Source organism: Pseudoalteromonas sp. 68 DY56-GL68 (assembly GCF_041414825.1).
Lineage (GTDB): Bacteria > Pseudomonadota > Gammaproteobacteria > Enterobacterales > Alteromonadaceae > Pseudoalteromonas.
On the sequence record NZ_JAOCZL010000008.1, the window covers coordinates 115,345 to 127,241 of the forward strand.

Annotated in this window: 14 protein-coding genes; 10 read left to right on the top strand and 4 right to left on the bottom strand. The window is 41.9% G+C overall.

What is annotated here, in order from left to right:
* The first annotated feature begins 12 nt into the window (after positions 1-12).
* Both NYF15_RS05830 and ruvX read left to right on the top strand, forming a co-directional pair.
* Complete coding sequence (locus NYF15_RS05830) at positions 13-570, top strand: YqgE/AlgH family protein (protein WP_062570121.1); 558 nt, start codon at positions 13-15, stop codon at positions 568-570.
* A 30-nt stretch (positions 571-600) separates the two neighbouring features.
* The gene (gene ruvX, locus NYF15_RS05835) at positions 601-1,050 is read left to right on the top strand and encodes a Holliday junction resolvase RuvX (RefSeq protein ID WP_237120139.1); all 450 of its coding nucleotides are present in this window, start codon (positions 601-603) and stop codon (positions 1,048-1,050) included.
* On the opposite strand, the gene NYF15_RS05840 is transcribed toward ruvX, so the two are convergent.
* Genes NYF15_RS05840 through NYF15_RS05850 form a run of 3 tightly spaced genes read right to left on the bottom strand, consistent with a single transcriptional unit; the run spans position 1,047 to position 4,104 of the window.
* Positions 1,047-1,916: a hypothetical protein gene (locus NYF15_RS05840; protein WP_371353067.1), complete on the bottom strand. Its 870-nt coding sequence runs from the start codon at positions 1,914-1,916 to the stop codon at positions 1,047-1,049. The two genes, ruvX and NYF15_RS05840, sit on opposite strands and share 4 nt — an antisense overlap.
* The gene (locus NYF15_RS05845) at positions 1,916-3,049 is read right to left on the bottom strand and encodes a PilT/PilU family type 4a pilus ATPase (RefSeq protein WP_062570118.1); all 1,134 of its coding nucleotides are present in this window, start codon (positions 3,047-3,049) and stop codon (positions 1,916-1,918) included. Before NYF15_RS05845 ends, NYF15_RS05840 begins: the two co-directional genes overlap by 1 nt.
* Positions 3,050-3,063: 14 nt before the next feature.
* Positions 3,064-4,104, bottom strand: coding sequence for a type IV pilus twitching motility protein PilT (locus NYF15_RS05850; protein ID WP_062570117.1), 1,041 nt, complete (start codon positions 4,102-4,104; stop codon positions 3,064-3,066).
* A gap of 2 nt (positions 4,105-4,106) precedes the next feature.
* On the opposite strand from NYF15_RS05850, the gene NYF15_RS05855 reads away from it, so the two are divergent.
* The 8 genes from NYF15_RS05855 to NYF15_RS05890 all read left to right on the top strand — a co-directional run bounded on the left by NYF15_RS05855 (position 4,107) and on the right by NYF15_RS05890 (position 11,111).
* Positions 4,107-4,820 carry a YggS family pyridoxal phosphate-dependent enzyme gene (locus tag NYF15_RS05855; protein ID WP_371353068.1) on the top strand — a complete coding sequence of 238 codons (714 nt, stop codon included), beginning with the start codon at positions 4,107-4,109 and terminating at the stop codon, positions 4,818-4,820.
* Positions 4,821-4,837: 17 nt separating this feature from the next.
* Positions 4,838-5,659 (top strand): pyrroline-5-carboxylate reductase, encoded by an 822-nt coding sequence (gene proC, locus NYF15_RS05860; protein ID WP_371353069.1) that lies wholly within the window; start codon positions 4,838-4,840, stop codon positions 5,657-5,659.
* A gap of 24 nt (positions 5,660-5,683) precedes the next feature.
* Complete coding sequence (locus tag NYF15_RS05865) at positions 5,684-6,217, top strand: YggT family protein (protein ID WP_062570114.1); 534 nt, start codon at positions 5,684-5,686, stop codon at positions 6,215-6,217.
* 54 nt (positions 6,218-6,271) lie between these two features.
* Entirely contained in the window at positions 6,272-6,712 is a 441-nt protein-coding gene (locus NYF15_RS05870) for a DUF4426 domain-containing protein (RefSeq protein ID WP_371353070.1), read from the top strand.
* 7 nt (positions 6,713-6,719) lie between these two features.
* Positions 6,720-7,319 (top strand): XTP/dITP diphosphatase, encoded by a 600-nt coding sequence (locus NYF15_RS05875; protein ID WP_130150758.1) that lies wholly within the window; start codon positions 6,720-6,722, stop codon positions 7,317-7,319.
* Entirely contained in the window at positions 7,316-8,452 is a 1,137-nt protein-coding gene (hemW, locus tag NYF15_RS05880; RefSeq protein ID WP_371353071.1) for a radical SAM family heme chaperone HemW, read from the top strand. The genes NYF15_RS05875 and hemW overlap by 4 nt, the downstream gene beginning before the upstream one ends.
* A 40-nt stretch (positions 8,453-8,492) precedes the next feature.
* Positions 8,493-10,328, top strand: coding sequence for a DUF885 domain-containing protein (locus NYF15_RS05885; RefSeq protein ID WP_341803873.1), 1,836 nt, complete (start codon positions 8,493-8,495; stop codon positions 10,326-10,328).
* 102 nt (positions 10,329-10,430) lie between these two features.
* Entirely contained in the window at positions 10,431-11,111 is a 681-nt protein-coding gene (locus tag NYF15_RS05890) for a hypothetical protein (protein ID WP_371353072.1), read from the top strand.
* Between the two features lie 5 nt (positions 11,112-11,116).
* Here NYF15_RS05890 and NYF15_RS05895 read toward each other — a convergent pair whose 3' ends face one another.
* Positions 11,117-11,833: an SIMPL domain-containing protein gene (locus NYF15_RS05895; protein ID WP_237120147.1), complete on the bottom strand. Its 717-nt coding sequence runs from the start codon at positions 11,831-11,833 to the stop codon at positions 11,117-11,119.
* Positions 11,834-11,897 lie beyond the last annotated feature (64 nt).

An 11,897-nucleotide genomic window follows, 5' to 3' on the forward strand; every position in this document is an offset into this window, starting at 1 on the left:
AAGGGGCGACCTATGCAGTCATTAGAGAATCACTTCTTAATTGCAATGCCTAGCATGCAAGACCCTTTCTTTAAGCATGCTGTAACGTATATTTGTGAGCATAATCAAGATGGTGCAATGGGTTTGGTGATTAACCAACCCATCAATATCACAGTGGGTGAGTTACTCGATAAAATTGAGATCGATAACGATAAAAGCCAAGATGCGGCAAGCCTTGCTGTCTATGCCGGTGGCCCAGTAAAAACAGACAGAGGTTTTGTACTGCACTCCCCAAAGCCAGGCTATGCTGCAAGCCAAAAGCTTAGTAGTGATATTATGATCACCACATCAAAAGATGTACTGGCAAGCTTAACGACAGCAGAAGCACCCGAGCAATTTATTATTACACTGGGTTATGCCGGTTGGGATCAAGGTCAGCTTGAACAAGAACTACTTGAAAATTCGTGGCTGATCATCAAAGCAGATCCTGAGATCATCTTTAACACCCCAGTAGAAAAGCGCTGGGAAAAAGCAGTCTCAATGCTGGGCTTTGACGTCAGTCAGTTAAGTTCCGAAGCTGGTCATGCCTAATTTTTACCGTCTTATTTTAATTGATTCATTATGACAAAAAGAACGTTTAAGCCTGTAGGCGAGCGAACCGTTATGGGCTTTGACTTTGGTACCAAAAGTATCGGTATTGCCATCGGCCAAGAGTTAACAGGTACGGCATCAAGCCTACAAGCAGTCAAAGCCAAAGATGGTATTCCTGATTGGCAGCAAATTAAAAAACAAGTGGATGAATGGCAACCTGACCTTATGGTTGTTGGCTTGCCGCTCAATATGGATGGCACCACACAAGAAGTGACGTTCAAAGCGAAGAAATTTGCGAACCGCCTACATAATCATTTTGCTATTCCTGTTGAAACTCAGGATGAACGCTTAACCACCGCAGACGCTAAAGCACGCTTATTTGAACAAGGTGGCTATCGCAACTTAGGCAAAGGGAATGTGGATAATATGTCTGCTGTGATTATTCTTGAGAGCTTTTTTGAACAATTTTACGGTGATTAATCTGTACTGTTAATCACGGTGTAATCGTTTAAGTTAGGAATGAAGCCTGCCTCTTTGTAGGCTTTTTCTATTGCCCCCTGTTTACGCAATTGCTTGAGCCCTGCTTGCAGCGCAGCATACGCTTGGGTTGCATCAGGGTGATGCTTAGAAATAATAAAATGACGGCTATCATTGAGCTGTAAGACTATATTTGGCACCGCGACTAAACGAATGTCTTCCAAATGATATTGATTTTTGAGGCTTGGCATCAGTGGCATCATCACAAAATCAACCCACTTCATAGACACCATACGAACTTGACTCAACCACTCGTCTTCTCTCAGCAGCTCTTTTAATGGCAGCGCAGACAAGGTTTGCCAGTCTGTTAGCCATTTAGGTGTAGATACAGCAGTCAACGATTTGAAGTCTTCACGTTTTTGTAGTTTTAATACACGATGATTAGACGGTGAAGTAAATACACCAGCATAGTACTCCCCCTTACGAATAACCGCATCAGAAATATAAACATCTTTAGCGAGCTGCTCAGCATCAAGGGACCACACACTATCAAAACTAATCAGTAACTTACCGTCTTCAAGTAACTTAGTCTTACGAAAGTTCACATTCCCTGTATGGTAGCTAAACGACTTAGTAAAGCCACCCAGCATCAAAGCTTGCTGCGCGATAATCATATCCACCACATCACGGCGGATATATGCCCCAGTAAAGTCTTTCACTTCACTGGGCTGACGATCATTTAAGAAGCGATTATAATCGTCATACACATCGTCACGGATAAAAATAACGATATCATTTAAGTTGCTTGCTTTTGTAGGAAAAGCACTCAAAATAAAAAGAACGCATGCTATTTTTATCCGCATCAACATCAGCTATTACCCTTTTCATCAAGGCCGTCAATAGTCACACCTTGTAAAAAGCCTGCCCCTTTTTGCTCGTTATTTTGTAACTTGATCATCAAGCGTAAATCGTTTGGCGAGTCAGCATGATGCAAGGCATCGGCATAATTAATACGCTGGTGTTTATAAAGCTCAAACAAGGCTTGGTCAAAAGTCTGCATACCCATTTCTTTTGATTTCGCCATAGTTTCTTTAATTGAACCAATATCACCGCGTTTTATAAGTTCAGCGACCATAGGAGAATTAAGCAAGATCTCGATAGCAGCCACACGGCCTTCCCCATCCGCTGTTGGCACTAGTTGCTGTGCAACAATTGCGCGTAGGTTCAGTGCTAAGTCGTATTTTAACTTATCGTGTTTTTCTTTTGGCACTAAGTGCATGATACGGTCAATGGCTTGGTTGGCATTATTAGCGTGTAGCGTTGCGACACATAAATGCCCTGTTTCAGCAAAGCTTAAGGCATATTCCATGGTTTCTTGTGAACGAATTTCACCAATTAAAATAACATCAGGCGCTTGGCGTAATGAGCTTTTCAACGCTGACTCAAAGCTTTCAGTATCAAGACCTACTTCGCGTTGAGTAATAATACTTTTTTGGTGCTCATGCACAAACTCGATAGGATCTTCAATAGTAAGAATATGTCCACGTTGATTACGATTTCGATAACCTAAAAGCGCAGCAAGCGAGGTTGACTTACCGGTACCGGTCCCCCCTACAAACAGCACTAAGCCTCGTTTTGCCATTATCACATCGGTAAGAATAGACGGTAATCCTAAATCGTTTACATCAGGAATTTGCGTCACAATTCGGCGAATAACCATACCCGCTTGGTCTCGCTGCCAAAATGCAGAAACACGAAACCGGCCTTCTTCTGTTGCAATAGCAAAGTTACACTCTTTTGTTGCGTGAAACTCATTACGTTGCTTTTCGTTCATCGCAGACTCAACCATAGCCAGTGCCTGCTCATCAGATAACTTATCGTCGGTCAGCGGCTGCAATTCACCGTTAATTTTGGCACTAACAGGTAAGCCACTGGACACAAATAAATCGGAACCATTCTTGTCGATCATCACCTGTAAAAAGCGATTTAAAGGTATTGTCATAATTAAGTGCTCCGTTAGCCACCAAACTGAGTTTTATCTTGCGCTTTAGCTCTAGCATCTGCTGTAGTAACAATGCCGTAGTTCACTAAATTACCTAAACATTGATCCATCGTTTGCATACCATGTGATGCGCCAGTTTGAATCGATGAGTACATCTGTGCAATTTTATCCTCACGAATAAGATTTCGAATAGCAGGGATCCCTATCATAATCTCGTGCGCTGCCACTCGCCCACCCCCTACTTTTTTAAGTAATGTTTGCGAAATAACGGCACGCAACGATTCTGAAAGCATTGAGCGCACCATGTCTTTTTCTTCACCTGGGAATACATCGATAATACGGTCAATAGTCTTTGGTGCAGATGTGGTATGCAAAGTGCCGAACACTAAATGACCTGTTTCTGCGGCCGTCATGGCTAAGCGAATCGTTTCTAAATCTCGTAGCTCACCCACCAGAATTACATCAGGATCTTCACGTAAGGCACTACGTAAAGCATTAGAGAAGCTGTGAGTATCACGATGAACTTCGCGTTGGTTAATAAGGCTCAGCTTATTGTCGTGAACAAATTCGATTGGATCTTCAATCGTTAAAATATGATGGTGCTTGGTCTGATTAATGTAATCAACCATCGCTGCTAAGGTGGTTGATTTACCTGAACCTGTTGGCCCAGTGACTAAAACCAAACCGCGTGGGTTATCAGCAATGGTCTTAAATATTTCCGGTGCACCTAAATCATCAAGTGTTAACACATCACTGGGGATTGTACGAAATACAGCTGCGGGTCCTCGGTTTGAATTAAACGCGTTAACACGAAAACGAGCAAGATTAGGTACTTCAAAAGAAAAATCCACTTCGAGATTTTGCTCATAGTCCTTACGCTGATTATCGTTCATAATATCGTAAACCAGACTGTTTACATCTTTTTGTTCTAATGCTGGAATATTAATACGACGAACATCGCCATCGACGCGTATCATAGGTGATACACCCGATGATAAGTGTAAATCCGAGGCCTTATGTTGCACACTAAAGGCCAATAATTCGGTAATATCCATTTATGACTCCACAACCAACTGATAATTATATGGTTACAATAGCAGAACGACTTACATCCGCCTACGCAAGAATAACTCAAGCGGCAAAAAATAATCACCGTGATGAGCAAACTATTAGCTTACTCGCTGTTTCAAAAACCAAGCCTGTCGCTGATATCATCTCAGCCTATCAACATGGACAACGCCTATTTGGTGAGTCCTATGTGCAAGAGGCCGTTGAAAAGGTAGCTGCACTGCAAGACTACAACGAGATAGTCTGGCATTTTATCGGCCCTATTCAATCAAATAAAAGCGCACTTGTCGCCGCTAACTTTGATTGGGTACAAAGTGTTGACCGAACAAAAATAGCGAAACGCCTGAATGAACAACGACCAACCGATAAAGCGCCACTCAACGTATTAATTCAAGTTAATATTAGTTTAGAAGAGGCAAAGTCAGGCTGCCACCCAGACGAGCTAATGACGCTGGCTGAATTTATTAGTCAGTGCGACAATTTATGTCTACGTGGTGTCATGGCTATCCCTGCAAAAACCGACGATAGCCAGCTACAATTACAATATTTTGAGCAATTAAGCGCTTGCTTTGATAAACTAAAGGCCCAATATCCCCAAGTAGACACCTTGTCGATGGGTATGAGTAATGATGTTGAAGCAGCGATTGCCGCAGGTTCAACTATGGTACGCATTGGCACGGATATATTTGGCCAACGAAATTAAAAGGTGATAACAGACATATGTCAGATAAAAAAATCGCATTTATAGGCACGGGTAACATGAGCTACGCCATTATTGGCGGCATGGTAAAGAACGGTTTTGCAGCTAAAAACATCATTGCAACCAATCGCAACCAAGAAAAATTAGCGAAGGTTGCTGCTGATTTCGGGGTGCAAACAACCGCGGACAACAACGCGGCACTTCGCGATGCAGATGTGATTGTATTGTCTGTTAAACCACAAATGATGGGTGATTTATGCCAATCATTCCAAGATTCAGGCATAGACTTCAGCGATAAACTATTTATTTCTGTGGCCGCTGGTTTAACCGTACAACGTCTTCGTGAAATGCTAGGTCAAGACGTTAAAATGGTCCGTTGTATGCCTAACACACCATCATTACTTGGTCGTGGTGTGTCTGGTCTATATGGCGCTGGCGAAACCGTGCAAGAGCATGAATTTGTACAACAAGTTTTTGAATGTACAGGTATTGTTGTGTGGGTAGAAAACGAATCGCAAATCAACGATATCATTGCGGTAACAGGTTCATCTCCAGCTTACTTCTTCTTATTTATGGAAGCGATTGAAGAAAAAGCCAAAGCACTTGGTTTTAGCGATGACGATGCACGCCGTTTAGTACAACAAACCGCGCTAGGCGCAGCCGAAATGGCGCTTTCGCAACCAGACATTAGTATTTCTCAGCTACGTGCCAATGTTACATCAAAAGGCGGTACAACCCATGCAGCTGTTGAGCACCTAAAAGACCAAGGTCTTGTAGGTACTGTTGCAGATGCAATGGATGCCTGTATTGCTCGTGCAGAAGAAATGGAAAAAGAACTTTAAGCTTACTTTTTTGAAGGTAAAACTATGCAAGCCATGCAATTTTTAGTTGAGATTATTTTTGATCTCTTTTTAATGGTGGTCCTTTTACGCTTTTGGTTACAAGCGGCAAAAGCTGACTTTTATAATCCTATGAGCCAGTTTGTGGTAAAAGCCACTTCATTTGCTGTTAACCCATTACGTAAAATCATCCCTGGGTTTGGTGGCTTTGACATGGCTTCTTTACTACTTGCTTATTTAGTGGCAGTAGCAAAAATAAGTGTCATTATGTTGATGTTTTATGGCGGATGGTCAGCAGCACCTGTCTTTGTTTCGGCATTTATGACGGTGATAAAAGAAGGCTTAAACCTGTTATTTTGGGTTTTAATTATCCGTGCATTACTAAGCTGGGTAAGTCAGGGCTATAACCCTATTGAAGCTGTTTTCCATCAACTAACCGAACCTATGCTGCGTCCGATTCGTAAAGTTATTCCACCATTAGGGGGCTTAGACTTATCGATTCTGGTACTCATCATTGGTTTGCAGTTTTTACAAATCCTGTTAATGGATTTTATAGGCTAACGCCATTTGTGAATTAAGAGGCCGCTAGGCCTCTTTTGTTAAGTGAGATATTCCATGAAGCAAATTATTCTTTTTACCTTCCTCTGCCTAAGTTTATTTTTAAACTTTGCTAAGGCGAATGAACAAACAGGTGCTCAATTTAAACAGCTTGGCCCTTGGGAGGTTCACTATATTGCCTTTCCATCTACCTTTATTCAGCCTAATATCGCCAAAAATTACGATTTAGACCGTAGCCCAAGCAAAGGGGTTATCAATATTTCGGTATTAAAAAACAGCGACAAAACAGCACAAACAGCGACCTTAACAGGCACCGCACGCAATTTACTTGGTAATAGTAAACAGCTTGAGTTTAAAGAAGTTATTGAAGGCGATGCGATTTATTACTTAGCGCAAATCGACTACAGCAACGAAGAGATTTACCGTTTTAACATTGAAATCAATAAAAACGGCCAAATACAAACACTGAAGTTTCAGCAAAAATTTTACATAGACTAACTCTCATATGAACAACACCTTGGTTTTAGCCACGGGTAACCCTGGCAAAGTAAAAGAGCTGGCAAGCATGCTCAGCCCGCTTAATATTAACGTGGTTCCACAAAGCGATTTTCAAGTACCAGACGTGCCAGAAACAGGCACCACATTTGTTGAAAACGCCATCATTAAAGCGCGTCATGCGGCGAAAATCACGGGTATGCCAGCCATTGCCGATGACTCGGGGCTTGAAGTAGATGGCCTAAATGGTGCACCTGGCGTTTACTCAGCACGTTTTGCCAAAGAAGGTGCTAGCGATCAAGATAATATCGACAAACTATTAAAAGAACTTGCTGATAACCCTATACGTAGCGCACGCTTTTGGTGTGTATTGGTACTAATGCGCCATGCAGATGACCCAACGCCACTTATTTGTAGTGCAAGCTGGGAAGGCGAAATCACCCAAAGCCAAGACGGTCAAGGTGGTTTTGGTTATGATCCGGTGTTTTATGTGCCTTCTGAGCAGTGCACCAGCGCACAACTAACTAAAGAGCAAAAGAATGCACTGAGTCACCGTGGTCAAGCTCTTAAACAACTCCTTGCGCAATTGCAGCAAAAAGGCGGCCTGTGAATTTACCGCCTTTAAGTTTATATGTGCACGTTCCTTGGTGCGTGCAAAAGTGTCCTTACTGTGATTTTAATAGTCATGGCCAAAAAGGCACGATCCCCGAAAAGGAGTATGTTCAGCACCTAATTGATGATCTCAAAGCCGATCTACATTTAGTGCAAGGGCGTAAAATCCACAGCATTTTTATTGGCGGCGGCACCCCGAGCTTATTAACGGGTGATGCTTATACTCGCCTACTTAGCGAAGCCGACAGATTAATAGGCCTAAGCGATAACTGTGAAATCACGCTTGAAGCAAACCCTGGTACAGTCGAAACAGGCCGTTTTAAAGAGTATGTTGGTGCTGGCATCAATCGTATTTCGATTGGCGTGCAAAGCATGCAAAACGATAAGCTAAAAGCGCTAGGCCGTATTCATGGTGCCGATGAAGCAAACTATGCGGCTGAACAGGCTCACCAAGCAGGATTAAACAGTTTCAACCTAGATTTAATGCATGGGCTTCCAGGGCAATCTCTTGAGGATGCACTGAACGACCTTAAAAAAATTATTGCATTAAATCCGCCACATATTTCTTGGTACCAATTAACCATAGAACCCAATACACAATTTGCCTCGAAACCACCGACGTTACCCCAAGACGATATATTGTGGGATATCCAAGAGCAAGGGCAAGCATTGCTAGCCGAAGCAGGTTATGAGCAATACGAAATTTCAGGCTATGCAAAACCTGGCTACCAATGTCAGCATAACTTAAATTATTGGCGATTTGGCGATTATCTCGGTATTGGCTGTGGCGCCCATGGTAAAGTCACCGACATAAAAACTGGGGTTATCACTCGCACTGAAAAAGTCAAGCATCCTCGCGGATACATGGACTTAGCAAAGCCTTATTTATATAAGCAATGGCGCGTAGAGGAAGATGATTTAGCGTTTGAGTTTTTTATGAACCGCTTTCGCCTTGTCGAGTCATGCCCTAAAGAAGACTTATCGTCACTGACAGGTTTATCGCAGCAAAGTCTGCAGCGAGCCTTAAATACAGCCATCGCAAAAGGGCTACTAATAGATAACACAGAAACTTGGCAGGTGAGCCAAAAAGGCCATCGTTATTTAAATGACCTGCTAGAATTATTCGTTTAACAACAAAAATTAAATTTCTAACAACGACAAAGGAACTAAAATGCGTAAACTAACCTTCATCGCAGCTGCGGTCAGTGTTGCATTACTTGGCGGTTGCCAACAAATGCAAGAGCAACCGACATCAGCGCCAAGTGTACAAAGCCAGCCTGTACAAAGTGAAATAGATAAAGCCAATGCGTTTTTCGAAGACACTTTTAATCGCGATATAATGAACAGCCCTGTATCTCAAACCTATATGGGTATTAAAAAAGATTACGGCAAATGGGATGATGGTAGCGAAGAGCGTGCTTTAGCTGACTTTGAACAAAAAAAAGCAGACCTAGTCGCACTGAATGCAATTAACCGCGACTTACTTGATGACGCCACAAAAGTTAGTTACGACTTAAAAAAACAAGATCTTGAAAATGACATAGCTGATTTCAAATGGCGTTATTACAACTACCCTGTAAACCAAATGTTTGGCGTTCACTCAATGATCCCTGCTTTTCTAATCAACCAACATCAAATTACTGATGTCTCTGATGCGAAAGCATATATCTCGCGTTTAAACGGTGTCACAACGGTTATCGATCAACTAATCAAAGACCTTGAAGTACGTGCAGACAAGGGCATTATTGCACCTAAGTTTGTGTTCCCACATGTTGTTGATTCAAGTAAAAACATTTTACATGGCGCACCATTTGATTCTGGTGATGACTCAACACTTCTTGCTGACTTTAAACGTAAAGTTGCAACACTGGATATTGCCGACAGTGAGAAATCAGCGCTAATCAGCGATGCTGAAAAAGCCCTAAAAGCAGCTGTGAAGCCTTCTTACACTAAGTTAATCAACTTCTTAGCTCAGCTAGAAAAACGTGCCGATGAGCGTGATGGTGCATGGAAGTTTCCTGATGGTGAAACCTTCTATAACAACGCATTAGCACGTACAACAACCACTGAGCTAACAGCAAAAGAAATTCACTCTATTGGCTTAGCTGAGGTTGCACGTATTCATGATGAAATGCGCGCTATCAAAGATAAAGTAGGCTTTGAAGGCGACCTTCAAGCATTCATGCAATTCATGAAAACAGATAAGCAGTTCTACTACCCAAATACAGCAGAAGGTAAACAACGTTACCTTGACGAAGCAACAGCACTTATCGATAACATGAAGACACGCTTAGATGAGTTATTCATTGTTAAACCTAAAGCAGGTCTGAAAGTGAAAGCTGTTGAAGCATTCCGTGAAAAAGCAGCGGGTAAAGCCTTCTACCAACAACCTGCACCAGACGGCTCACGCCCAGGTATTTACTACGCAAACCTGTACGATATGGAAGCGATGCCAACATACCAAATGGAAGCACTTGCTTATCATGAAGGTATTCCAGGTCACCACATGCAGATTGCCATTGCACAAGAGCTTGACGGTGTACCTAAGTTCCGCAAGTTTGGTGGCTACACGGCCTACATTGAAGGCTGGGGTTTGTACTCTGAGCTAGTACCAAAAGAAATGGGCTTATACGAAGACCCATACTCTGATTTTGGACGCCTTTCTATGGAGCTATGGCGAGCTTGTCGCTTAGTTGTAGATACGGGTATCCATGCAATGAAGTGGACACGTCAAGAAGGCATCGATTATTACGTTAATAATACGCCAAATGCGACCTCTGATGCCGTTAAAATGGTTGAGCGTCACATCGTAATGCCTTCTCAAGCAACCGCTTACAAAGTGGGTATGCTAAAGATTTTAGAGTTGCGTGAAGCAGCAAAAGAAAAACTTGGTGAAAAGTTCGATATTCGTGAGTTCCATGATGTTGTACTTAAAAATGGTGCTGTACCACTTAACGTTCTAGAGCAATTTGTTGATCAGTGGGTTGCTAAAAAACAAGCCGCTTAATAGCATAATTGATTAAAAGGCCGCTTTGCGGCCTTTTTTATTACTGATAAACACGCTATAAATAGCTATACCTACCCCAAAGAATAATAATTGAGAGACTTCATGCTAAGCGCTATTGAACAACTTAACAGCCGACTCCAACATCATCAGTTAAAAGAATTACTCACTGATTACCAAGGTTTGTCGAGCGTATTGCAAGCAGCGCAGTTACAACACCTATATCAATTAGCAAATAGCAGCGAAGTAAAATACCTATTTTTACAAAATGTCGCTGCACATTTGCTCGAAGCAAGCCCACTTCCTAACGAAGCTGTCGGCTTTATTGATGATATCGACAAACTCAGTTTTTTCACGCCAGGGCTCAAATTTCAAAACGCTTTTAATATTACAGATCAACAGGGTAACAACCTATTACATCACCTGTTTAGCCATTGCCAAGCAAATAAACTCCCCTTTAATTACTTACGTTCTCTGATGTTATTTGAAAGCAATGAAAGCTTAGCTGTCGCACTAAAAGCGCAAAACCAACAAGGGTTAACCCCGATAGGATGTTACATTGCTTGTAATAACAACACACAGATGCCAGCAAAACATGAGTTTTCTGCTTTACTGGCAATGATGGAAGTAGATCAAACACATCATAAAAGTGCAAGTCATGCTTTACTCACCGCTTTAAAGCGCTTTTATGGTGTTAATAAACCAAGCTTAACAGAGTCTAAGATACTCCTGTGTGCAGCCTACTTACAAACTCCAACTAATATGATTATCGCTACACTACGCTAGGTTAATTAGTCAGATAAGTAATATTCAACGCTGGTAACGACTCGCACCTTTTTAAGCTGTGGTGTATTAGAATCCCTATCTGAAATCGAAAACTGACCTTGACGAGCTGTTTTGATTTTACCAAGTTTAGACTGTGAGTCTTTGGCAAATTTCATCGCCACTTCGCGGGCTTTTTCTGTCGCTTGCTGAACCATGGCAGGCTTTATCTCATTAAGCCCATTAAATAAGTATTGAATGCGTGTTTCGTAATTGTCTTGCACTATAGCAATTCCTTGCTTTGCCAACTGATTAACTTGACCAAGTGCGTGCTGAACTTTTTCAATATCATTAGAATAGACGATAACATTGGAACGAGCGATATAACGAAATTGCTGATTTTCTCCACCATATTCGCGTGCTTGCTTGTCAATTATTGACTGGCTACCCGTGCTAATTTCTTCATCGCTAAAGCCATTTAACTTCAAAAACGCAACGACCGCATCGTTTTTATTTTCAACACGCCCGACTAACTTTTCAAGGTTATTATCGGCATCAGAAAACTGTAACGGCCAAATAACGGTGTCTGCGGCAACTTCCATTTCAGCCAAGCCTTTAACTTGTACAGTACGCTCCATGGCTTTTACATCAAGCGCAGCACTTTTTAAAATAAAGCCCAGCCCCAATAAACCAATCGTTAATGCAATCGCGGCAATTATGACATTAAACGGCTGCGCTTTATTCATGCTTATCTCCTTGATGTAGTTCACTGTTTTTGACTCGAAAAGTCGCAGTAAACAGGTTATCTTA